22 protein-coding genes are annotated in these 21,259 nt (G+C 62.9%); 11 read left to right on the top strand and 11 right to left on the bottom strand.

From position 1 onward, the window contains the following. Positions 1–155: 155 nt before the first annotated feature. The 5 genes from KY379_RS12780 (at position 156) to KY379_RS12800 (ending at position 5,334) form a co-directional block, all read left to right on the top strand. Positions 156–1,070: an ABC transporter permease subunit gene (locus KY379_RS12780; protein ID WP_133324612.1), complete on the top strand. Its 915-nt coding sequence runs from the start codon at positions 156–158 to the stop codon at positions 1,068–1,070. Positions 1,071–1,072: 2 nt separating this feature from the next. Beyond that, positions 1,073–2,374, top strand: coding sequence for a high-affinity branched-chain amino acid ABC transporter permease LivM (livM, locus tag KY379_RS12785; RefSeq protein WP_133324610.1), 1,302 nt, complete (start codon positions 1,073–1,075; stop codon positions 2,372–2,374). After that, positions 2,371–3,246: an ABC transporter ATP-binding protein gene (locus tag KY379_RS12790; protein WP_133324608.1), complete on the top strand. Its 876-nt coding sequence runs from the start codon at positions 2,371–2,373 to the stop codon at positions 3,244–3,246. The genes livM and KY379_RS12790 overlap by 4 nt, the downstream gene beginning before the upstream one ends. Then, complete coding sequence (locus KY379_RS12795) at positions 3,243–3,959, top strand: ABC transporter ATP-binding protein (protein WP_133324606.1); 717 nt, start codon at positions 3,243–3,245, stop codon at positions 3,957–3,959. The genes KY379_RS12790 and KY379_RS12795 overlap by 4 nt, the downstream gene beginning before the upstream one ends. A 610-nt stretch (positions 3,960–4,569) precedes the next feature. Then, entirely contained in the window at positions 4,570–5,334 is a 765-nt protein-coding gene (locus KY379_RS12800; protein ID WP_133324604.1) for an SDR family oxidoreductase, read from the top strand. On the opposite strand, the gene KY379_RS12805 is transcribed toward KY379_RS12800, so the two are convergent. The 3 genes from KY379_RS12805 to KY379_RS12815 all read right to left on the bottom strand — a co-directional run bounded on the left by KY379_RS12805 (position 5,335) and on the right by KY379_RS12815 (position 7,709). Continuing rightward, on the bottom strand, positions 5,335–6,432 hold the full coding sequence (locus KY379_RS12805) for an AGE family epimerase/isomerase (protein ID WP_261238822.1): 1,098 nt from the start codon (positions 6,430–6,432) through the stop codon (positions 5,335–5,337). Positions 6,433–6,546: 114 nt separating this feature from the next. Next, complete coding sequence (locus KY379_RS12810; RefSeq protein ID WP_133324598.1) at positions 6,547–7,179, bottom strand: TetR family transcriptional regulator; 633 nt, start codon at positions 7,177–7,179, stop codon at positions 6,547–6,549. A 122-nt stretch (positions 7,180–7,301) separates the two neighbouring features. Next, a complete protein-coding gene (locus KY379_RS12815) occupies positions 7,302–7,709 on the bottom strand; it encodes a phage infection protein (protein WP_261238824.1) in 408 nt (135 codons plus the stop codon). Between the two features lie 326 nt (positions 7,710–8,035). Here KY379_RS12815 and KY379_RS12820 point away from each other — a divergent pair, with 326 nt between their 5' ends. Continuing rightward, positions 8,036–10,102, top strand: a complete 2,067-nt coding sequence (locus KY379_RS12820) for an AsmA family protein (protein ID WP_261238825.1) — start codon at positions 8,036–8,038, stop codon at positions 10,100–10,102. Between the two features lie 125 nt (positions 10,103–10,227). Here the strand turns inward: KY379_RS12820 and KY379_RS12825 are convergent, their stop codons facing one another. Then, a complete protein-coding gene (locus tag KY379_RS12825) occupies positions 10,228–10,758 on the bottom strand; it encodes a bacterioferritin (RefSeq protein WP_133325154.1) in 531 nt (176 codons plus the stop codon). Between the two features lie 45 nt (positions 10,759–10,803). Continuing rightward, on the bottom strand, positions 10,804–11,145 hold the full coding sequence (gene osmE / locus KY379_RS12830; RefSeq protein ID WP_133324592.1) for an osmotically-inducible lipoprotein OsmE: 342 nt from the start codon (positions 11,143–11,145) through the stop codon (positions 10,804–10,806). Positions 11,146–11,269: 124 nt separating this feature from the next. Between osmE and KY379_RS12835 the strand changes: the two genes are divergently transcribed. From KY379_RS12835 to KY379_RS12845, 3 genes are all read left to right on the top strand, one after another. Beyond that, positions 11,270–12,160: a lipase family alpha/beta hydrolase gene (locus tag KY379_RS12835; protein ID WP_133324590.1), complete on the top strand. Its 891-nt coding sequence runs from the start codon at positions 11,270–11,272 to the stop codon at positions 12,158–12,160. A 67-nt stretch (positions 12,161–12,227) separates the two neighbouring features. Beyond that, the gene (locus tag KY379_RS12840; RefSeq protein ID WP_133324588.1) at positions 12,228–12,500 is read left to right on the top strand and encodes a PsiF family protein; all 273 of its coding nucleotides are present in this window, start codon (positions 12,228–12,230) and stop codon (positions 12,498–12,500) included. Between the two features lie 71 nt (positions 12,501–12,571). Continuing rightward, a complete protein-coding gene (locus KY379_RS12845; RefSeq protein ID WP_133324586.1) occupies positions 12,572–13,579 on the top strand; it encodes an AI-2E family transporter in 1,008 nt (335 codons plus the stop codon). A 128-nt stretch (positions 13,580–13,707) separates the two neighbouring features. Here the strand turns inward: KY379_RS12845 and KY379_RS12850 are convergent, their stop codons facing one another. Next, on the bottom strand, positions 13,708–14,979 hold the full coding sequence (locus KY379_RS12850) for an Hsp70 family protein (RefSeq protein WP_261238827.1): 1,272 nt from the start codon (positions 14,977–14,979) through the stop codon (positions 13,708–13,710). 163 nt (positions 14,980–15,142) lie between these two features. Between KY379_RS12850 and cbpA the strand changes: the two genes are divergently transcribed. Together cbpA and KY379_RS12860 are read left to right on the top strand one after the other, a co-directional pair. Continuing rightward, positions 15,143–16,099: a curved DNA-binding protein gene (cbpA, locus tag KY379_RS12855; RefSeq protein WP_261238828.1), complete on the top strand. Its 957-nt coding sequence runs from the start codon at positions 15,143–15,145 to the stop codon at positions 16,097–16,099. A 2-nt stretch (positions 16,100–16,101) separates the two neighbouring features. Continuing rightward, positions 16,102–16,407, top strand: coding sequence for a chaperone modulator CbpM (locus KY379_RS12860; protein WP_133324580.1), 306 nt, complete (start codon positions 16,102–16,104; stop codon positions 16,405–16,407). A 132-nt stretch (positions 16,408–16,539) separates the two neighbouring features. Here KY379_RS12860 and KY379_RS12865 read toward each other — a convergent pair whose 3' ends face one another. From KY379_RS12865 to urtB, 5 genes are read right to left on the bottom strand one after another with little or no spacing between them, the layout of a single operon-like run. Next, positions 16,540–17,055, bottom strand: coding sequence for a GNAT family N-acetyltransferase (locus KY379_RS12865; RefSeq protein ID WP_133324578.1), 516 nt, complete (start codon positions 17,053–17,055; stop codon positions 16,540–16,542). Between the two features lie 31 nt (positions 17,056–17,086). Then, entirely contained in the window at positions 17,087–17,785 is a 699-nt protein-coding gene (urtE, locus tag KY379_RS12870; protein ID WP_133324577.1) for an urea ABC transporter ATP-binding subunit UrtE, read from the bottom strand. Positions 17,786–17,804: 19 nt separating this feature from the next. Then, on the bottom strand, positions 17,805–18,662 hold the full coding sequence (gene urtD / locus KY379_RS12875; RefSeq protein ID WP_261238830.1) for an urea ABC transporter ATP-binding protein UrtD: 858 nt from the start codon (positions 18,660–18,662) through the stop codon (positions 17,805–17,807). Further along, on the bottom strand, positions 18,659–19,738 hold the full coding sequence (gene urtC / locus KY379_RS12880; RefSeq protein ID WP_261238832.1) for an urea ABC transporter permease subunit UrtC: 1,080 nt from the start codon (positions 19,736–19,738) through the stop codon (positions 18,659–18,661). Before urtC ends, urtD begins: the two co-directional genes overlap by 4 nt. Next, the gene (gene urtB, locus KY379_RS12885) at positions 19,738–21,249 is read right to left on the bottom strand and encodes an urea ABC transporter permease subunit UrtB (RefSeq protein ID WP_397466175.1); all 1,512 of its coding nucleotides are present in this window, start codon (positions 21,247–21,249) and stop codon (positions 19,738–19,740) included. Before urtB ends, urtC begins: the two co-directional genes overlap by 1 nt. Between the last annotated feature and the right edge of the window lie 10 nt (positions 21,250–21,259).

Raw genomic sequence — 21,259 nt, forward strand, 5'->3', positions numbered from 1 at the left:
ACGGCCACCGGCCCGGGTGCGCATTCACCCGGGTCCAGGCCCCGCGGTACCTGTCTTTATCCGTAGATCTGCACAGTACTGCGCTGCGAGGGCTGCTCTGTTCGAGGCCCGCCGTGGTCGGCGCTCGTGCAATCTCAATCAGGTGAGATTGCGTTATGGATGGTATTTTCCTGCAGCAACTGGTCAATGGCCTGACCCTAGGGTCGGTCTATGGCCTGATCGCCATCGGCTACACAATGGTCTATGGCATCATCGGCATGATCAACTTCGCGCACGGCGAGGTGTATATGATCTCCGCTTACCTCGCGGCGATCAGCCTGGCATTGCTGGCTTACTTCGGTATCGAATCCTTCCCGCTGCTGATGCTCGGCACGCTGTTGTTCACCGTCGTCGTCACCGGCGTCTATGGCTTCACCATCGAGCGCATCGCTTACAAACCCTTGCGTAACTCCACCCGTCTGGCTCCGCTGATCAGTGCTATCGGTATTTCGCTGATCCTGCAGAACTACGCGCAGATCAGCCAGGGCGCTCGCCAGCAAGGCGTGCCGACCCTGCTCGAAGGGGCCATGCGTATCGAGGTCGGCAGCGGCTTCGTGCAACTGACCTACACCAAGATCTTCATTCTGGTAGCCGCCTTCGTCGGCATGGGCCTGCTCACCTACGTGATCAAGTACACCAAGCTCGGTCGTATGTGCCGCGCTACCCAGCAAGACCGCAAGATGGCCTCGATCCTCGGCATCAATACCGACCGAGTGATTTCCTACGTGTTCGTCATCGGTGCGGTGATGGCCGCTCTGGCTGGCGTACTGATCACCATGAACTACGGCACCTTCGACTTCTACGCCGGCTTCATCATCGGCATCAAGGCGTTCACCGCCGCGGTGCTCGGCGGTATCGGTTCGCTGCCCGGCGCCATGCTCGGCGGCATCATCCTGGGGATTTCCGAGTCGCTGTTCTCGGGCCTGATCAACTCCGACTACAAGGATGTGTTCAGTTTCTCGCTGCTGGTACTGATCCTTATCTTCCGCCCGCAAGGCCTGCTGGGCCGTCCGCTCGTGGCTAAGGTGTGAACATGTCCGTTGCCAAAACTGCCTCAGTATCCGAAACCAAGGGTTTCGACCTCAAACGCAGCCTGCTGGAGACCATCGTCGCCGGCCTGCTGGCGCTCATCGTATTCGGCCCAGTCGTTGGCGTCGTGCTCGACGGCTACAGCTTCAATGCCCAACCTGCGCGCGTGGCGTGGTTGGTCGGTGGGGTGATGATCGGGCGCTTCCTGCTCAGCCTGTATCTGCAGTCGGCGAGCGGCCAACGCGTATTGCAGGGCTTCGACAGCGGCGGCTCCGGCGTGCACGTGCTGGCGCCGGGCTACAAGTCGCGGCTGCGCTACATCATCCCGGCGCTGATCGTGATCGCCATCGTGTTCCCGATCTTCGCCAACAAGTATCTGCTGACTGTGGTCATCCTCGGCCTGATCTACGTGTTGTTGGGCCTGGGCCTGAACATCGTGGTGGGTCTGGCAGGGCTGCTCGACCTGGGCTACGTGGCGTTCTATGCCATCGGTGCCTATGGCCTGGCGCTGGGTTATCAGTACCTTGGGCTTGGTTTCTGGAGCGTACTGCCTCTGGCGGCCATCGCCGCAGCCCTGGCCGGGTGCATTCTAGGGTTCCCGGTATTGCGCATGCACGGCGACTACCTGGCGATCGTGACCCTGGGCTTTGGTGAGATCATCCGCCTGGTGCTCAACAACTGGCTGTCGTTCACCGGTGGTCCGAACGGCATGCCGGCGCCGTCGCCGACCTTCCTGGGCCTGGAGTTCGGCCGCCGGGCCAAGGACGGTGGGGTGCCGTTCCATGAGTTCTTCGGCATCGACTACAACCCTAACGTGAAATTCCTGTTCATCTACGTCGTGCTGTTCCTAGTGGTGCTGGCAGTGCTGTACATCAAGCATCGCCTGACCCGCATGCCGGTCGGGCGTGCCTGGGAAGCGTTGCGCGAGGACGAGATCGCCTGCCGCTCGATGGGCCTGAACCACGTCCTGGTCAAGCTCTCGGCGTTCACGCTGGGTGCCTCCACTGCAGGCCTTGCGGGGGTGTTCTTTGCCACCTACCAAGGCTTCGTCAACCCGTCCTCGTTCACCTTCTTCGAGTCGGCGCTGATTCTGGCCATCGTCGTGCTCGGCGGGATGGGCTCGACGGTGGGCGTGGTGATCGCGGCCTTCGTGCTCACCGTGGCGCCGGAGTTGTTGCGCAGTTTCTCCGAGTACCGGGTGCTGCTGTTCGGTGTGCTGATGGTGCTGATGATGATCTGGCGACCGCGGGGGCTGATCCGCATCAGCCGTACCGGTGTGGTTCCGCGTAAAGGAGTGGCGCCATGAGCGACGATATCATTCTCTCGGTCGACAATCTGATGATGCACTTCGGTGGCATCAAGGCGCTCAGCGATGTCAGTCTGAAGGTCCGGCGCAATCAGATCTTCGCCCTGATCGGCCCTAACGGCGCGGGCAAGACCACCGTGTTCAACTGCCTGACCGGCTTCTACAAGGCCAGTGGCGGGCGCATCGAACTGAACCTGCGTGGCAGCCAGACCAACGTCATCCAGTTGCTCGGCGAGCGCTTCCAGGCCGCCGACTTCGTTTCGCCTGCGCGCTTGGGCAAGCGCATTTACTACAAGATGTTCGGCGGAACCCACCTGGTCAACCGCGCCGGGCTGGCGCGAACTTTCCAGAACATCCGCCTGTTCAAGGAAATGTCGGTGGTGGAGAACCTGCTGGTGGCCCAGCACATGTGGGTCAACCGCAACCTGCTGGCCGGTGTGCTCAATACCAAGGCCTACCGCAAGGCCGAGAGCGATGCCCTGGACCATGCGTTCTACTGGCTGGAAGTCGTCGACCTGGTCGACTGCGCCAACCGCCTGGCCGGTGAGCTTTCCTACGGCCAGCAGCGGCGTCTGGAAATCGCTCGGGCCATGTGCACCCGACCCAAGATCATCTGCCTGGACGAGCCGGCCGCCGGCCTCAACCCACAGGAAACCGAGGCCTTGAGCCGCATGATCCGCGTGCTGCGCGACGAGCACGACATCACCGTGGTGCTGATCGAGCACGACATGGGCATGGTCATGAGCATTTCCGACCATATCGTGGTGCTGGACCACGGCACCGTGATTGCCGAAGGTACGCCACAGGATATCCGCCACAACCCGACAGTGATCGCCGCCTACCTGGGTGCGGATGAAGAGGAGCTGGTATGAGCGCGCCCATTCTCGAACTGCGTGACCTGGATGTGTTCTACGGGCCGATCCAGGCGCTGAAGAAGGTGTCGATGCACATCGACGAAGGCGAGACGGTGAGCCTGATCGGTGCCAATGGTGCCGGCAAGTCCACCTTGCTGATGTCGATCTTCGGCCAGCCGCGCGCGGCGTCGGGCCACATCGTCTATCGCGGCACCGACATCACCCGCAAGTCGTCGCACTACATCGCCTCCAACGGCATCGCCCAATCGCCGGAGGGGCGGCGGGTGTTCCCCGACATGAGCGTCGAGGAAAACCTGATGATGGGCACCATCCCCATCGGTGACAAGCATGCCGACGAAGACATGCAGCGCATGTACGAGCTGTTCCCGCGGCTCAAGGAGCGGCGTAACCAGCGCGCCATGACCATGTCCGGTGGCGAGCAGCAGATGCTGGCCATCGCACGTGCTTTGATGAGTCGGCCCAAGTTGCTGTTGCTCGACGAGCCGTCGCTTGGCCTGGCACCGATCGTGGTCAAGCAGATCTTCGCCACCTTGCGTGAGCTGGCGCAGACCGGGATGACCATTTTCCTCGTCGAGCAAAATGCCAACCATGCCTTGAAGCTGTCAGACCGGGCCTATGTGATGGTCAACGGAGAGATCCGCATGACCGGTACGGGGCAGGAGCTGTTGGCCAACGAAGAGGTGCGCAACGCTTACCTCGGCGGGCATTGATGCCGTATCGCCGGCTTGCCGGCGATAAGGCCCAAAAGCTTCGCACTACCTATGTGGACAACTTGTCGCACAACGTTCTGACGCCATCCCACCTTTCTCTCCCAAGCCATTGTTTCCACAGGTTGATCTTTTCCACGGATAATGTGGAAGCGCCTGTGGAAAACATGGTGGCACCTGGCCGGAATCCACGGTTTGCAAGGGCTCCAGGCGAACGCTCGTTTTTTGATCAGTCGCGCTCTGTGGATGTTTTTCTTCACGTTCAAGCGCCGACGGGCTCGCTTTCGAACAGCGTCGAGTCTGTGGATAAGTCTGTGAAAAAGCCTTGGACAGACTGCTGCAAGCGGCGGACTTGAAAGCGTTGCGCCATTACACTCCGAGATGACCAGGACCCCTGTACGCTGAAAGGGTTCCGCCCGGTCGTCCAGTTGCCCCCAATCGGTGGGGAAAGCCTTGTGGATAACATGCGCATAGGTGCCGCGGGAGCCTCTGTCATGGGGGTTTGGCGAAACTGTACAAAAAATGACCAGACGCTCGTGCGGCTTGCTCAGCTCGTCAGCGGAGGGCATGCTGCAAGCCCTGTCGACGATTCATCCACAGCGAGGAACACTGCATGACGTCCACCGTATTCATCACTGGCGCGACATCCGGGTTTGGTGAAGCCACCGCACGGCGTTTCGCCGATGCAGGCTGGAAGCTGGTGCTTACCGGCCGACGCAAGGAGCGTCTGGACGCCCTCTGTGCGGAACTGTCGGCAAAGACCGAAGTGCACGGCCTGGTACTCGATGTGCGCGACCGTCAAGCCGTGGAAGCAGCGATCGCCAGCCTCCCGCCGACGTTCGACAAGCTGCAGGCGCTGGTCAACAACGCAGGCCTTGCCTTGGGCGTGGAGGCGGCGCAGAACTGTAGCCTCGACGACTGGGAAACCATGGTCGATACCAACATCAAGGGGCTGATCTACACCACCCGGCTGTTGCTGCCGCGCCTGATCGCTCACGGACGTGGCGCCTCGATCCTCAACGTAGGTTCCGTGGCAGGCAACTACCCGTATCCGGGCAGTAACGTGTATGGCGGCACCAAGGCCTTCGTCGGTCAATTCTCGTTGAGTCTGCGCTGCGACCTGCGTGGCACTGGTGTGCGGGTGAGCAACATCGAGCCGGGGCTGTGCGAAAGCGAGTTTTCGCTGGTGCGCTTCGGCGGTGATCAGGCCAAGTACGACGCCACCTATGCTGGCGCCGAACCGATCCAGCCGCAGGACATCGCCGAGACCATTTTCTGGATCCTCAACCAGCCTGCACACATCAACATCAACAGCCTCGAGTTGATGCCCGTGAGCCAGGATTGGGCAGGGTTCTCGATCGATCGCTCGAAGGGCTGATCACGCAGCTCCGGACAGCCCCTCGAGACAGGTCGCCAGGTGATAGGGCGTGGTCGAAGGCATGTCGTGCCGACTGACCGCCCCCTCACCATCGCGGCACTCATGCCAGCCTGCCTCGTGCAAGAAGCGAGTTTGCAAAGCCTGTAGCTGCCTGCGCAGGGTCGCCTCGTTGCCAGGGCGCAGCGCCAGCGCCCGCAGGTACTCTGCCTGGGCCCAGATGCGCTGGGTCGCATCGAGCACATTGCCTTGTGCATCGAGCATCGCCAGCACCGCCGAATCCTTGACCCCGCATTGCTCGGCAAAGGTGAAGGCGCGGCCGATGGAGCTGTGCAGGGCAGTGCCGCGCAGCAGGGGCGAGGTGTCCAACAGATAGAACCATTCGAACTGGTGGCCAGGCTCGAACCAGTTATCCACAGCACCGCGAGGCTTCTCGAGCATCAGGCCGTGCTGCGGTTCAATGAAATGCGCCTGCAAGGCTTCGCACAACTGCAACAACGCCTGGCGTACCGCTGCATCGTCGCGCACAGCGAGCACCTGCAGAAAGGCCTCGGCCAGATGCATTTGCGGGTTCTGCAGTGGGCCGCTGGCGAGATCGCCCCAGTCCTCGGCAAGGCTGGCCTCGTACAGACCATCGTCGCGGGCGAACTGCTCGGCGATCACTTCGAGGGCCGCATTGAGTGTGGATTCCACCAGGCTGTCACCGCTCTTGCCCCAATAGTGCGCGCAGGCGAAGACGATGAAAGCGTGGGTATAGAGGTCCTTGCGCCGATCCAGCGGTTTGCCGGCGGCATCGATGCTGTAGAACCAGCCACCGTGCTCGGCGTCGTGGAAGTGCTTTTGCAGCGATCGGAACAGTGCGGCTGCCCGCTGAGCTGCCCCCGGCTGCTCGATGCGGCTGCTGAACAGGTACAGCTGGCGAGCGCAGGCCATTGCCCGGTAGCGTTGCACCGGGAGCGGCCGGTGTTCGGCATCCAACGCCTCGTAGGGCAGGGCCATTTCGGCGTTCCAGCCTGGGCCTTGCCACAGCGGCACGATGCGTTGGGCAAAGTGTTGGTTGAAGCGGGCCAGTTCGGGCAGGGCGGGGCGGGGGTCGGACATGAAGGCGCTCGTCGCAATCGGGCAGGGCGCCATGGTAGCAGAACTGCGATGGTGGGTTGTCTGTGCGGGTCCCTTCGCGGGCAAACCGGCGAAGGGGCCCACACAGACAACCCATCAACCGGGGCTGCCCAGCCCTTGCCAATACCGCGCCCCGACGAAAATGAAGCGCAGCTGTTGGGTGATTTTTTCCTGGGCGCTCAGGGCCTGTGGATAACCCGGCTCAGGGCTGTCGATCAACTCGGGCAACGTGGCGAACACGGTCTTCACCACCAGGTCCGCCATCACTGCCAGGGCTGCGTCGTCCAGGTGCTGCCAGCGCTGCATCCGCGCAAGATCGGTGGCCAGGTCATCGCTGATGCCCTGGCGCAGACGGGCGATGGCCTGGCGGACAACCTGGGAGCCGCCGTACTGCTCGCGGGCCAGGAACAGGAACTGGGCGCGGTGGGCGGCCACCACATCGAGAAAGATCCGCACGGAGGCATCGGTGATGCCACCGAGTTCGAACTCGTTGTGTCGGACCAGGCGGATAGTATGGCGAAAAGTGGCGTCGACCTCGGCGACCAAGGCCAGTCCCAAGGCATCCATGTCGGAAAAGTGTCGGTAGAAACCGGTAGGCACGATCCCCGCGGCCTTGGCCACTTCGCGCAAGCTGATGCTGCCGAAACCGCGGCCGCTCTCCATCAGCAGGCAGGCGGCATCGAGCAGGGCCTGGCGGGTCTGTAGCTTCTGTTCGGCACGCGGCAGCATGGGGCACGCTTCTGTGGCGGTTGAGGCCGGCACTCTAGTTAAAAAAACGAAGCCCGGTCAATGGACCGGGCTGGGAGGGGAGCAGGCACGATTGGGTGGATTGTTCTTATCGGCCATGATGATCAGCTCATGTGGCTGAGTTCGACCAGGCGATCGGAACCTCCCTCGGCCACGCGGCTGCTGCGTTCGATCAGGCGATCGGAACCGCCTTCGGCTACGCGGCTGCTGCGTTCGATCAGGCGATCAGAACCGCCTTCGGCCACGCGGCTGCTGCGTTCGATCAGGCGATCAGAACCGCCTTCGGCCACGCGGCTGCTGCGTTCGATCAGGCGATCGGAACCGCCTTCGGCCACGCGGCTGCTGCGTTCGATCAGGCGATCGGAACCGCCTTCAGCCACGGTTTTCAGCGGTTGGGCCACGCTTGCAGAAGGAGAACGCGCTTCGGAGGTGAGTGCCTGGTCGTCAGCCGGCATGGCGAATGCGTTGGCAGCAAGGATGGACAGGGTGAGCGTAAGAAGTTGGCGTTTCATGTCTGATTGCTCCTCTGGGGGGGGCGGGAAAGTGGGTACGGAGCCAATGCTACGCTTGGCCCGGCCAGAGAAAAGTTCATCCGCATAATGGTAACAATCGACGTGATTGATAGCCTGGCTAAAGCGCTCTGGAACAGGCGTTACAAGTGGGTAGTGGCTTTCTGCTAGCAAGCGTTTTCCAGCAGGAAACTGAGCGGCAGGACAAAAAACAGCGGCTATCATGGCGCTCCGATAAAACCCTCAGGGCTTTCATCAGTCCGATTTAGCAAGGCCATCACGGCCAGCGTTTCACCGTTTCGTGCCGTGTCCAAAAGGAGAACCACGCAATGACGCGCCCCGCCAGAATCCTCGTCTGGACCCTCACCAGCCTGCTTACGCTAGTGGCCATCCTGGTGGTGGTGATCGCCACGTTCGACTGGAACCGCGTCAAACCGATGTTGAACGACAAGGTCTCCGAGGCCCTTCACCGGCCTTTCGCGATCAACGGCAACCTCGCCGTGAAATGGCGCACCGAGCCTGAGGAAGGCGGCTGGCGCGCATGGGTGCCATGGCCGCACTTCATCGCCGAAGACATCACCTTGGGCAATCCCGACTGGCTCAAGGAGCCGCAGATGGCTGGCCTGGAGCGCGTCGAATTCCGTTTGGCGCCGCTGCCCCTGGTGTTCCAGCAGATCGTCATTCCGCGTATCGACCTGACCAAGCCCAGTGCCAGCCTGACCCGTCTGGCCGATGGCCGGGCCAACTGGACCTTCGATTTCGGGCCAAAGGATGAACACGAGGAACCGTCCAAGTGGGTGCTGGACATCGGTGCCATTGGCTTCGACCAGGGCAATGTCAGCTTCGACGACCAGACCCTGAAAACCCGTATGAAGGTGCAGATAGACCCGCTCGGCAAGCCGATCCCGTTCAGCGAGATCGTCGGCAAGGCCGATGCCGAGAAGGCCGGCGGCGCCCAGGACTATGCGTTCGGGCTCAAGGTCGAGGGTCGCTACAAGAACCAGCCAGTATCCGGTACCGGCAAGATCGGCGGCCTGTTGGCACTGCAGGATGCCCAGCAGCCGTTCCCGCTGCAGGCCGACGTGCGCATCGCCGACACCCATGTGGTGCTGGCCGGTACTCTGACCGATCCGCGCAACCTTGGCGCATTGGACCTGCGTCTGCGTCTGTCGGGCGCGAGCCTGGGCAATCTCTACCCGCTGACCGGCGTGACCCTGCCGGACACCCCGGCCTATTCCACCGACGGCCATCTGCGCGCCAACCTGCACGCCGCTCAAGGGGCCACCTTCGACTACCAGGGCTTCAACGGCAAGATAGGCGACAGTGACATTCATGGAGACCTGTCTTTCGTCGCGAGCCAGCCGCGCCCCAAGCTGTCGGGGAATCTGGTTTCCAACCAGTTGCTGTTCAAGGACCTGGCCCCACTGATCGGGGCCGATTCCAACGCCGAGCAGAAAGCCCGCGGCGGCGCCAGCAAGCAGCCGGCCGACAAGGTGCTGCCGGTAGAGGAGTTCCGCACTGAGCGCTGGCGCGCCATGGACGCCGACGTCACCTTCGCTGGCAAGCGCATCGTGCACAGCGAGAAGCTGCCATTCAACGACCTGGCAGCTCATGTGATCCTCGAAGATGGGCTGCTGCGCCTGCAGCCGCTGCGGTTTGGCGTGGCCGGGGGCAACCTGTCCTCGGTTATCCGCCTCGATGGCCGCAGCGTGCCACTGCAAGGCCATGCCAGGCTCACCGCGCGCGGGTTCAAGCTCAAGGAACTGTTTCCCACGTTCGCGCCCATGCAGACCAGCTTCGGTCAACTGAACGGTGACGCCGACGTCCGTGGCCGCGGTAACTCGGTGGCGGCGCTGCTGGGGACGGCCAATGGCGATCTGCGCCTGTTGATCAACGATGGCGCCATCAGCCGCAGCCTGATGGAAATCGCCGGGCTCAACGTGGGCAATTACGTGATCGGCAAGCTGTTCGGCGATGAAGAGGTGAAGATCAACTGTGCGGCGGCGGACGTAGGTATCAAAGATGGCCTAGCCACCACCCGGCTGTTCATCTTCGACACCGAGAACGCGATCATCCACATCAACGGCACCGCCAATTTTACCAGCGAACAGCTGGACCTGAAGATCACGCCCGAGTCCAAAGGCCTGCGCCTGTTCTCGCTGCGCTCGCCGTTGTACGTGCGCGGGTCGTTCGCCAAGCCAAGTGCGGGGGTGCAGGCTGTGCCGCTGGCGCTGCGTGGCGCGGGCATGGTCGCTCTGGGGGTGGCGGTGGGGCCGGCAGCCGGGTTGCTGGCACTGATCGCGCCCAGCAGTGGTGATGAGCCCAACCAATGCACACCGTTGCTCGAACAGATGAAAGCCGGCAAGGCGCCGGCTGCGGTGAAGGGTAAGAAATAGCAAGGGATTGCGGAGGGTGCGCTTGGCTTGAGGGGTGTAGGGCGGCGGATATCGAGCGCCGCCCGCGCGGCGCTCGCTATCAGGGCCGCTGCGAATGCCCCGACGAGCACTCGCAGCCCCCTCAATCACAGCCCCTGCAGCAAGTCCGACATGTCGTCGGCGTGCTCTTCTTCCTGAGCCAGGATGTCCTCGAAGATGCGCCGTGTGGTCGGATCCTTGTCGCCGATGTACTGGATGATCTCGCGGTAGCTGTCGATGGCGATACGCTCGGCCACCAAGTCTTCCAGCACCATTTCCTTGAGCGTGCTGCCTGCCACGTACTGGGCATGGGCGTTCTTGCTCAGATTATCCGGGTTGAAGTCCGGCTCGCCACCGAGCTGTACGATGCGTTCGGCCAATTTATCGGCATGCTCGCTTTCCTGGTTGGCGTGTTCTAGGAATTCCGCAGCCGCCACGCTGGCCTTGATACCGCTGGCCATGAAGTAGTGACGTTTGTAGCGCAGGACGCAGACCAGCTCGGTGGCTAGGGATTCGTTGAGCAAGGTGATGATGCGCTCGCGGTCGGCGTGATAACCCTCGGTCACGGCGCCATTTTCCACGTGCTGGCGAGCACGCTGGCGCAGGGTTTGCACATCGGTCAGTTCAGTGGCGTTCATGTTCATCTCCGAAAGAATCAGGGTGGTCATGGGGAGTCTCGAGACTTATGCGCCGTGGGCGGCGTCGCTGTCTTCTTGGCGTTGTTTGCAGGTCTTGAAGCCCTTGGCATCGACATGCCCGGTGGCGTCGAAGCGCACGTAGTAGGGCTGCTGATGGCCGTCGCGGTTGAGGATGTAGTCATTGCAGGTGCCGCCGTGGGGGAGGTCGGTAGCACTGGACGGGCTGCCACCGATGGCGATGACCTTTTGCATGGTCATACCGTTCTCCACTTGCTTGACCAGCGGCTCATCACGGTAGGTGACATAGTCCACCGGGTTTTCCGGGCGGCTGCCGCAGGCGGCCAGGGTGGCGCTAGCCAGAAGGACTGCCAGGGTCTGCTTGTACATGGTCCCGCTCCTTGCTCAAGGGTCTGTTCAGGTTTGGAACCTCAGGCAGCGCCGGGAGTTCGATTGCGATAGCCATTGGCCGCACGCTAAGGTGGTAGCTGCGTCCATCGGAAGGGGCAGGTGAATGAGTCAGGAACTGGCTACGCGATACCCGTTGGTCCTGGTACCAGGCATGCTCGGTTTCGTACGCGTGCTGCTCTACCCCTACTGGTTCGGGATCGTGCCGGCGCTACGCAAGGGCGGGGCGCAGGTGTTCCCCGTGCAGGTGTCGCCGCTGCATTCCAACGAGGTGCGGGGTGAGCAGTTGCTGGCGATCATCGAAGACATCTGCCAGCGCACGGGTGCCGACAAGGTCAATCTGATCGGTCATAGCCAGGGCGCGCTCAATGCCCGCTACGCCGCCGCCAAGCGCCCCTGGCGGGTAGCTTCGGTGACCTCGGTGGCCGGGCCCAACCATGGTTCGGAACTGGCCGACCACCTGTCGCGCAGGGCGCCAGGCGACTCGCCCCAAGGGCGCTTGCTCAAGGCCGCACTGCACGCCTGGGCGCGTCTGCAGATGTGGCTGGAGACCGGCTGGCGCCGCGAGCCGTTACCCCTTGATGTGCACGCCTCGCACCAGTCCCTTACCAGTGCCGGGGTGGCGTTGTTCAACCAGGCTTATCCACAGGGGCTGCCCGATACCTGGGGCGGCAACGGGCCGGCCGAGGTGAACGGGGTGCGCTACTACTCCTGGTCCGGCACTGTACAGAAAGGTCGCACCGACCAGGGGCGCAACCGTTTCGATGGCAGCAGTTATTTCTGCAGGTTGTTCGCCCGCAGCTTCGTCAAGGAAAAGGGCCAGTGCGACGGCATGGTCGGGCGCTTCAGCTCCCATCTGGGCCAGGTGATTGGCGACGACTATCCGCTCGATCACCTGGACATCGTCAATCAGTCGCTCGGCGCAGTGGGCAAGGGGGCCGAGCCGCTGCGCCTGTTCACCGAACATGCCGCCCGGCTCAAGGCTGCGGGACTCTAGTGGGAAATCCTTGTCTACACTCACGCTCAGCTCCGCACACCGGGCGCGGAGAAAAGGAGACCGCTCCATGAAAATGTTGCACGTACCTTTGCTGGTGTTGGGGATGCTGATCGGTGCGCAGGGATTTGCCGCCACCGCGCAACAGGAAAAGATGAAAACCTGCAATGCCGAGGCCACCGAGCAGACGCTCAAAGGTGATGAGCGCAAGGCGTTCATGAGCAAATGCCTGAAGACCACCCAGCAGGAAAAGATGAAAATCTGCAATGCCAAAGCCACCGAGCAGACGCTCAAAGGCGACGAGCGCAAGGCGTTCATGAGCGACTGCCTGAAGAAGAAGTGAGTTGCGCCTATGCCTACACCGCCAAGGCTGGCAGACTGCGGGTCTGTCCTGTTGTCTGCCGCTGAGGCTGTATGACCTTTACCCCCCGCCAGATCACCCTGGCCAGCTGGATCATCGTGTTCGCCGGCCTGCTCCTGGCCCTACCCCTGAAATTGCTGCCCAGTCTTCTGGCCGGGTTGCTGGTGTTCGAGCTGGTGAACATGCTCACCCCGCGTTTGCAGCCGTTGATCGCCGGTCAGCGCGCCCGCTGGCTGGCGGTGGCCCTGCTCGGCACCCTGGTAGTCACGACCCTCACCTTGCTGATCGCCGGCGCATTCAGCTTTCTGCTGCATGAAGCAGAGAACCCTGGCGCCTCGCTGGACAAGTTCATGGCCCTGGTCGAGCGTGCCCGCGGCCAGTTGCCGCCGTTCATCGAGGGTTACCTGCCGGCCAGTGCTGCCGAGTTCAAGGTCGCCATCGGCGACTGGTTGAAGAGTCACCTGGGGGAATTGCAACTGGTCGGCAAGGGCATGGCGCACATGTTCGTCACCTTGCTGATCGGCATGATCCTCGGCGCGATCGTTGCCTTGCAGCGGATTCCCGATATCTCACGGCGCAAGCCGCTGGCCGCGGCATTGTTCGAGCGCCTGAGCCTGTTGGTGCGGGCATTTCGCAACATCGTCTTCGCGCAGATCAAGATCTCGCTGCTGAACACTACCTTCACCGGTATCTTTCTGGCGGTGGTGCTGCCGCTGTTCGGTGTGCACCTGCCGTTGACCAAGACCTTGATCGTCCTGACGTTCCTGCTCGGCCTGCTGCCGGTGATCGGCAACCTGATGTCCAACACGCTGATCACCATCGTTGGCTTGTCGCTGTCGATCTGGGTGGCGGTGGCGGCGTTGGGGTACCTGATCGTCATCCACAAGGTCGAGTATTTCCTCAACGCGCGGATCGTTGGTGGGCAGATCAGTGCCAAGTCGTGGGAGCTGCTGCTGGCGATGCTGGTGTTCGAGGCGGCGTTCGGGCTCCCTGGGGTAGTGGCGGGGCCGGTGTATTACGCCTACCTGAAGAGTGAGTTGAAGCGGGCCGAGCTGGTCTGAGTCTGTCTGTACCGGCCCTTTCGCGGGCAAGCCCGCTCCTACACGGGTAGCACTGCCCTCGAAACCGGCGCAGATCCTGTAGGAGCGGGTTTACCCGCGAAGAGGCCAGTGCAGTCAGTCGCACACTATCAGGCCGCCCCGTACCGCTTGCGCGCTTCGATTGCCAAGCCGCTGCCGATGCTACCGAAGATGTTGCCTTCGACATGCCGGGCATTCGGCAGCATCGCCGCCACACTGTTGCGCAGCGCCGGGATCCCGCTGGAACCGCCGGTGAAGAACACCGTGTCGACCTGGGTTTCGCTCACGCCGGCCTTGGCCAGCAGCTCGCTCACGCTGCCGCGCACACGCTCCAGCAGCCCCTCGATGGCCTCCTCGAACAGTACCCGGGTCAGTTCTGCGGCCAGGGCCGGCTCGACCCTGCCCAAGTCGATGTTGCGGCTCGGTTGTTCGGTCAGCTCGATCTTGCTGGCTTCCACTTCCATCGCCAGCCAGTGTCCGGCGCGCTGTTCGATCAGTCTGAACAGGCGGTCGATGCCCTGGGTGTCCTCGATGTCGTAGCGCATGCTGCCCAGGGCCAGTTGCGACTTCTGCGAATAGAGGGCGTTGATCGTGTGCCAGGTCGCCAGATTCAGGTGATAGCTGGTGGGCATCAAAGCGCCGCTCTTCATCCGGCTGCCATAGCCGAACAGCGGCATCACGCCTTGCAGGCTGAGCTGTTTGTCGAAATCGGTACCGCCGATGTGCACGCCGCCGGTTGCGAGGATGTCGCTCTGGCGTTCGGCCACCTGATGACGCTCGGGCGACAGGCGAATCAGGGTAAAGTCCGAGGTACCACCGCCGATATCGACGATGAGCACCAGCTCTTCACGGCTGATGCCCGACTCGTAGTCGAACGCTGCGGCAATGGGCTCGTACTGGAACGATACGTCCTTGAAGCCGATCTTGCGTGCCACCTCGCCCAGGGTGTCCTCGGCCTCCTGGTCAGCGGCTGGGTCCTCGTCGACGAAGAACACCGGGCGGCCCAGTACGACCTGGTCGAAACTGCGCTGGGCAGCGGCCTCGGCGCGTTTTTTCAACTCGCCGATGAACATGCCCAGCAGGTCCTTGAACGGCAGGGCGCTGCCCAGCACGCTGGTGTCGTGCTTGATCAGCTTGGACCCGAGCAGGCTCTTGAGCGAGCGCATCAGGCGGCCTTCGTAGCCTTCCAGGTACTCGTGCAGGGCCAGCCGACCGTAGACCGGGCGACGTTCCTCGATGTTGAAGAAGACCACCGAAGGCAGGGTGATCTTGCCGTCTTCCAGGGCGATCAGCGACTCGGTGCCAGGGCGGTGCCAGCCGACCGTGGAGTTGGAGGTGCCGAAGTCGATGCCGAGGGCACGGGCCGGGGATACGTCAGACATGGGAAAAAGCTTCCGGAGGCAAAACGGCCGCGCAGTGTATGCCAGTTAGCTACAGAATCAAGACCGATCGTCTGCCCCAAGACCAAGCCAAGCGAACCTTGAAAGGCTATGCTTGGCCCTTATCTTCAGATGCAACATGCAAATTCACACGGGTGATCCGTAGATGGACTTCAAAGACTATTACAAGATACTTGGCGTAGAGCCCACGGCGGACGAGAAGGCGATCAAGGCCGCGTACCGCAAGCTGGCGCGCAAGTATCACCCCGACGTCAGCAAGGAGCGTGACGCCGAAGAGAAATTCAAGGAGGCCAACGAGGCCTACGAGGTGCTCGGCGATGCCGAGAAGCGTGCCGAATTCGACGAGATCCGTAAGTACGGCGGCCAGCACGGCCGGCCGTTCCAGGCGCCCCCTGGCTGGGAAAGCCGCGGCGGCGCTGGCGGCGGTTTCGAGGGCGGCGACTTTTCCGATTTCTTCAGCTCGATCTTCGGCGCACGTGGCGGCAATCCGTTCGGCGGTGGGCGTGGTCAACAACGCAGTGCCGGCAGGCGAGGGCAGGACGTGGAACTGGAACTGGCGATTTTCCTCGAGGAAACCCTCAGCAAGGAATCCAAGCAGATCAGTTTCCAGGTACCGCAGACCAACGCTGCCGGTCAGCGCACTGGATTCACCACCAAGACCCTGAACGTGAAGATTCCAGCCGGGGTCACCGATGGCGAGCGCATTCGTCTCAAGGGCCAGGGTGCCCCAGGCGTCGGCGGTGGAGCCAATGGCGACCTGTTCCTGACCGTTCGCATGGCACCGCACCCGCTGTTCGACGTCGAAGGTCATGACCTGATCATCACCGTGCCGCTGGCACCATGGGAGGCCGCGCTGGGCACCAAGGTGGCCGTGCCGACCCTGACCGGCAAGATCAACCTGACCATCCGCCCCGACAGCCAGAGCGGTCAGCGCCTGCGGGTGCCGGGCATGGGTCTGGCCAACAAGAAAGGCGAGCGTGGCAACCTCTACGCGCAGCTGAAGGTGGTGATGCCGCCGACTTCCGACGAGTCTGTCCGCGAACTGTGGACCAAGCTTTCCGAGAAGGCGGCGTTCGATCCGAGGACACAATGGAGTAAATGATCATGAGCAGCACCCTGATCGTTCAACTGGATATGCGTACCCTTTGTCAGGAAGCCGATATCACGGCTGACTATGTGATCGAGATCGTCGAGCACGGGATCGTCGAACCGTTGGGGCGAACGCCGGAAGACTGGCTGTTCGATGATCAGGCGCCGCTCGTGGCCAAGCGCGCGGCGAAGCTGCACCAGGAGCTTGAACTCGAATGGGAAGGCGTGGCGCTGGCGCTGGAGCTGCTGCAGGAAGTGCAGCAGCTGCGGAGCGAGAACAGCATGTTGCGCCAGCGCCTGGGGCGGTTTACCCAGATGTGAATTTGATTGCCTGCACCGGCCTCTTCGCGGGACAAGCCCGCTCCCACAAGCACCCCACTGAATCTGAAAATGGTGGGGTACCTGTGGGAGCGGGCTTGTCCCGCGAAGAGGCCGGTACAGGCAGTGCAGAATTCAAGCGGGCTCAGCCCCTGGGTTCAACAGCAACTGCATGAAGGTCAAATCCAGCCAGCGCCCGAACTTCACCCCTACCTGCGGCATCTGCCCGGTGACCACGAACCCCAGCCGTTCATGCAGGCGCACCGACGCCGCATTGCCGCTTTCGATGGCCGCCACCATCACATGCTTGCCGCAACCCCGTGCCCGCTCGATCAATGCCGCCATCAACCGAGGCCCCAGCCCCCTGCCGCGCTGATCGTCGCGCACATAGACCGAATGTTCGACCGTCAGGCGGAATCCTTCGAATGGTCGCCAGTCGCCGAACGAGGCATAGCCCAGCACGCCGCTGTCATCCACCGCCACCAGGATCGGATAGCCCTGTTCGGCGCGGGCGGCGAACCATGCCTGGCGGTTGGCCAGGTCCACCGGGGTCTCGTTCCAGATCGCGGTGGTATTGCGCACTGCGTCGTTGTAGATGTCGAGGATGCCCGGCACGTCGGTGGGCAGGGCGTCGCGGATGTCGTGGCTCATTGCAGCGTCTCACAAGGTCGATGCGCGCAGATTAAATGGTTACCAGCCCGCGCACACCTTCGGCTTGCATGTTTTCACCGCGCCCGCGTTGGACGATCTCCCCGCGCGCCATGACCAGGTACTGGTCGGCCAGCTCCTCGGCAAAGTCGTAGAACTGCTCGACCAGCAGAATCGCCATGTCGCCACGCTCGGCCAGTCGGCGGATCACCGCGCCGATCTCCTTGATTACCGAGGGCTGGATGCCTTCGGTCGGTTCGTCGAGGATCAGCAGCCGGGGGCGGCTGGCCAGGGCGCGGCCAATGGCCAGTTGTTGTTGCTGGCCGCCGGACAGGTCGCCGCCACGACGCTGTTTCATCTGTTCCAGTACCGGGAACAGCTCGTAGATGAAGGCCGGGACTTCACGGGCCTCGCGGGCGCTGAAGCGTGACAGGCCCATCAGCAGGTTCTCCTCGACGGTCAGCCGCGCAAAGATCTCGCGGCCCTGGGGTACGTAGGCGATGCCGGCATGGACCCGCTGTTGTGGCTTGAGCGTGGTGATCGGCTTGCCTTCCCATTCGACGCTGCCCTCGCGGGCCGCTACCAGGCCCATCAGGCAGCGCAGCAGGGTGGTCTTGCCGACGCCGTTGCGCCCGAGCAGGCAGGTGACTTCGCCGACCTTGGCCTCGAAGGACAGGCCGCGCAGGATGTGGCTGCCGCCGTAGTATTGGTGCAGGCTGTCGATTTTCAGCATGTTTTGTCCTTGGTATTGATCAGCGGCCCAGGTAAACCTCGACCACCCGTTCATCGGCCTGTACCTGCTCCAGCGAGCCCTCCGCCAGTACACTGCCCTGGTGCAAGACAGTGACGTGGTCGGCGATGCTGCCGACGAAGCCCATGTCGTGCTCCACCACCATCAGCGAATGGCTGCCGGCCAGGCCTTTGAACAGTTCGGCGGTGAATTCAGTCTCGGCATCGGTCATGCCTGCCACCGGCTCATCGAGCAGCAGCAGCCGCGGCTCCTGGACCAGCAGCATGCCGATTTCGAGGAATTGCTTCTGCCCGTGGGAAAGCAGGCCCGCCTGGCGCTGGGCCAGGGGCAGCAGGCGCAGGGTGGTCAATACCTCTTCGATGCGAGTCTGCTGCTCACCGCTCAAGCGCGCGGCCAGGCTTGCCCATACCGACTTGTCGGCCTTGAGTGCCAGCTCCAGGTTCTCGAACACCGTCAGCGCCTCGAACACCGTGGGCTTCTGGAACTTGCGACCGATGCCGGCCTGGGCGATCTGGTATTCGCTCATGCGGGTCAGGTCGAGGGTGTCGCCGAAATATGCGCTGCCGGTGTCGGGGCGGGTCTTGCCGGTGATCACGTCCATCATCGTGGTCTTGCCGGCACCGTTGGGGCCGATGATGCAACGCAACTCGCCCACGCCGATGTAGAGGTTGAGGGCATTGAGTGCCTTGAAACCGTCGAAACTGACGCTGATGTCCTCAAGGCTCAGCACCGTGCCATGCCGGGTGTCCAGGCCGGCTTTGCGGGCATGGCCGAGGCCGATGGCCTCGCGGCCGCTGCCCAGTTGGTCGAAGACCGGTTCGAGCATGAATTCCGGGTGTACCGGGGGCAGGCCTTTCATGACTGGCTCCTTTTCTTCAGCAAGCCGACGACGCCCTTGGGCAGGTACAGCGTGACGAGGATGAACAGCGCGCCGAGGAAGAACAGCCAGAACTCCGGGAACGCCACGGTGAACCAGCTCTTCATGCCATTGACCAGGCCGGCGCCGAGCAGTGGACCGATCAGCGTGCCACGACCGCCGAGGGCGACCCATACCGCGGCCTCGATGGAGTTGGTCGGCGACATCTCGCTGGGGTTGATGATGCCCACCTGGGGTACGTACAACGCACCGGCCAGGCCGCACAACACAGCGCTCAGCACCCACACCAGCAGCTTGAAGCCACGGGGATCGTAGCCGCAGAACATCAATCGGTTCTCGGCATCGCGCACGGCGGTGAGCAGGCGCCCGAATTTACTGGTGGTCAGTCTCCAGCACAGGTACAGGCTGGCCAGCAGCAGGCCGACAGTGAGCGTGAACAGCACCGCCCGGGTTCCTGGGGCGGCGATGTCGAAGCCGAGGATGCTGCGAAAGCTGGTAAAGCCGTTGTTGCCGCCGAATCCGGTCTCGTTGCGGAAGAACAGCAGCATGCCGGCGAAGGTCAGGGCCTGGGTCATGATCGAGAAGTACACGCCCTTGATCCGCGAACGGAAGGCGAACCAGCCGAACACCAGGGCCAGCAGTCCTGGGGCGAGCACCGCCAGGCACAGAGCCCAGGCGAAGTGCTGGGTGCCGGCCCAGTACCAGGGCAGTTCGGTCCACGACAGAAAGGTCATGAAGCCTGGCAGCCCATCGCCTGCGGCCTGACGCATCAGGTACATGCCCATGGCATAGCCACCCAGGGCGAAGAACAGGCCATGGCCGAGCGAGAGCAAGCCGGCATAGCCCCATACCAGGTCCAGGGCTAGGGCCACGATGGCGTAGCAGAGCACCTTGCCAACCAGAGTCAGGGTGTAAGCCGAGATCTGCAGGGCATGGTCGGCCGGCAGCAGCGACAGCAGCGGCAGGGCCAACAGCAGCAGGACGACGACGGTGCCGATGGCCAGCGACAGGCGCGGTCCGGCTTTTTGCGCAGCGGTGACAAGCAGAGGCTGGTTCATCAGTCGATTACCCGTCCCTTGAGGGCGAACAGGCCTTGCGGACGCTTCTGGATGAACAGAATGATCAACGCAAGGATGAGGATCTTGCCAAGCACCGCACCGATCTGCGGCTCCAGCAGCTTGTTGGCTATCCCGAGGCCGAATGCCGCCCACAGGCTGCCGGCCAGTTGCCCGACACCGCCGAGCACCACCACCAGGAACGAGTCGATGATGTAGCTCTGGCCCAGGTCCGGACCGACGTTGCCGACCTGGCTCAAAGCCACCCCGCCCAGCCCGGCGATGCCTGAGCCGAGGCCGAAGGCGAGCATGTCGACGCGGCCGGTGGACACTCCGCAGCAGGCGGCCATGTTGCGGTTCTGGGTGACGGCGCGCACGTTCAGGCCCAAACGGGTGCGGTTGAGCAGCAGCCAGGTAAGCAGCACCACGGCCAGGGCGAAGCCGATGATCACCAGGCGGTTGTACGGCAGCACCAGGTTGGGCAGCAGCTGGATGCCACCGGACAACCAGGTTGGGTTGCTGACCTCGACATTCTGAGCGCCGAACAGCAGACGGATGGCCTGGATGAGGATCAGGCTGATGCCCCAGGTTGCCAGCAGCGTTTCCAGTGGACGGCCATAGAGGTGGCGGATGATCGTGCGCTCCAGCGCCATGCCGACCCCGGCGCTGACGGCGAAGGCCACCGGCAGCGCAATCAATGGGTAGAACTCGATCGCGCCGGGGGCGTAGCGCTGTACCAGCACCTGAACCATGTAGGTGCTGTAGGCCCCGAGCATCAACATCTCGCCATGGGCCATGTTGATGACCCCGAGCAGGCCGAAGGTAATGGCCAGCCCCAGTGCCGCCAGCAGCAGGATCGAGCCCAGCGACAGGCCGCTGAAGGCTTGGCCGAGCAACTCGCCGAACAGCAGCTTGCGTTTGACCTGGGCAAGGCTGGTTTCGGCGGCGTTGCGCACATTGGCATCGGTCTCGGCGCCGTCCTGCAGCAACGCTTCGAGGCGGGTGCGCGCCAGTGGGTCACCGGTTTCGCCGAGCAGGCGAACGGCGGCCAGACGTACCGAGGGCTCGCTGGCACCCAGTTGCAGATTGGCCAGGGCCAGACTGAGGGCGGCCTGCACGGCAGGGTCGGTTTCAATGGCGAAGCGCCGATCGAGGTAGGCCATCTGCGCCGGCTTTGCGCTTTTCTGCAGTTGCTGAGCCGCGGCCAGGCGCACGGTGTTGTCATCGCTGAGCAGTTGGTGGCTGGCCAGGGCGTTGTCGATCAGACCACGCAAGCGGTTGTTCAGTCGCACCTTGCGGCTGTCGTCGGCGGCGATGCGGCCCTGGCGCAGGTTTTCCAGCAGCACCAGGCGTCCGGCATCGGGTTGCGCCGCCCAGCCTTCGAGCAGGCGGGCTTGCTCGGTGGGCTTGGCGGTGAGGAAGAATTCGCCCTCGCTGGCCTGGGTTGCCAGGGGCAGCAGGAGCAGGAGGGTGAGCAGGAATCTGAGCATGCGAGCAATCCTGGAAATCGGCAGTGGATTCTTC

The organism is Pseudomonas sp. HD6422 (assembly GCF_025377065.1).
Classification (GTDB): Bacteria; Pseudomonadota; Gammaproteobacteria; order Pseudomonadales; family Pseudomonadaceae; genus Aquipseudomonas; species Aquipseudomonas putida_U.

Bases quoted from the DNA above. Each gene is read 5' to 3' on its own strand.
- KY379_RS12780 (WP_133324612.1), top strand. From the start codon at position 156: ATGGATGGTATTTTCCTGCAGCAACTGGTCAATGGCCTGACCCTAGGG.
- livM (WP_133324610.1), top strand. From the start codon at position 1,073: ATGTCCGTTGCCAAAACTGCCTCAGTATCCGAAACCAAGGGTTTCGAC.
- KY379_RS12790 (WP_133324608.1), top strand. From the start codon at position 2,371: ATGAGCGACGATATCATTCTCTCGGTCGACAATCTGATGATGCACTTC.
- KY379_RS12795 (WP_133324606.1), top strand. From the start codon at position 3,243: ATGAGCGCGCCCATTCTCGAACTGCGTGACCTGGATGTGTTCTACGGG.
- KY379_RS12800 (WP_133324604.1), top strand. From the start codon at position 4,570: ATGACGTCCACCGTATTCATCACTGGCGCGACATCCGGGTTTGGTGAA.
- KY379_RS12805 (WP_261238822.1), bottom strand. From the start codon at position 6,432: ATGTCCGACCCCCGCCCCGCCCTGCCCGAACTGGCCCGCTTCAACCAA.
- KY379_RS12810 (WP_133324598.1), bottom strand. From the start codon at position 7,179: ATGCTGCCGCGTGCCGAACAGAAGCTACAGACCCGCCAGGCCCTGCTC.
- KY379_RS12815 (WP_261238824.1), bottom strand. From the start codon at position 7,709: ATGAAACGCCAACTTCTTACGCTCACCCTGTCCATCCTTGCTGCCAAC.
- KY379_RS12820 (WP_261238825.1), top strand. From the start codon at position 8,036: ATGACGCGCCCCGCCAGAATCCTCGTCTGGACCCTCACCAGCCTGCTT.
- KY379_RS12825 (WP_133325154.1), bottom strand. From the start codon at position 10,758: ATGAACGCCACTGAACTGACCGATGTGCAAACCCTGCGCCAGCGTGCT.
- osmE (WP_133324592.1), bottom strand. From the start codon at position 11,145: ATGTACAAGCAGACCCTGGCAGTCCTTCTGGCTAGCGCCACCCTGGCC.
- KY379_RS12835 (WP_133324590.1), top strand. From the start codon at position 11,270: ATGAGTCAGGAACTGGCTACGCGATACCCGTTGGTCCTGGTACCAGGC.
- KY379_RS12840 (WP_133324588.1), top strand. From the start codon at position 12,228: ATGAAAATGTTGCACGTACCTTTGCTGGTGTTGGGGATGCTGATCGGT.
- KY379_RS12845 (WP_133324586.1), top strand. From the start codon at position 12,572: ATGACCTTTACCCCCCGCCAGATCACCCTGGCCAGCTGGATCATCGTG.
- KY379_RS12850 (WP_261238827.1), bottom strand. From the start codon at position 14,979: ATGTCTGACGTATCCCCGGCCCGTGCCCTCGGCATCGACTTCGGCACC.
- cbpA (WP_261238828.1), top strand. From the start codon at position 15,143: ATGGACTTCAAAGACTATTACAAGATACTTGGCGTAGAGCCCACGGCG.
- KY379_RS12860 (WP_133324580.1), top strand. From the start codon at position 16,102: ATGAGCAGCACCCTGATCGTTCAACTGGATATGCGTACCCTTTGTCAG.
- KY379_RS12865 (WP_133324578.1), bottom strand. From the start codon at position 17,055: ATGAGCCACGACATCCGCGACGCCCTGCCCACCGACGTGCCGGGCATC.
- urtE (WP_133324577.1), bottom strand. From the start codon at position 17,785: ATGCTGAAAATCGACAGCCTGCACCAATACTACGGCGGCAGCCACATC.
- urtD (WP_261238830.1), bottom strand. From the start codon at position 18,662: ATGAAAGGCCTGCCCCCGGTACACCCGGAATTCATGCTCGAACCGGTC.
- urtC (WP_261238832.1), bottom strand. From the start codon at position 19,738: ATGAACCAGCCTCTGCTTGTCACCGCTGCGCAAAAAGCCGGACCGCGC.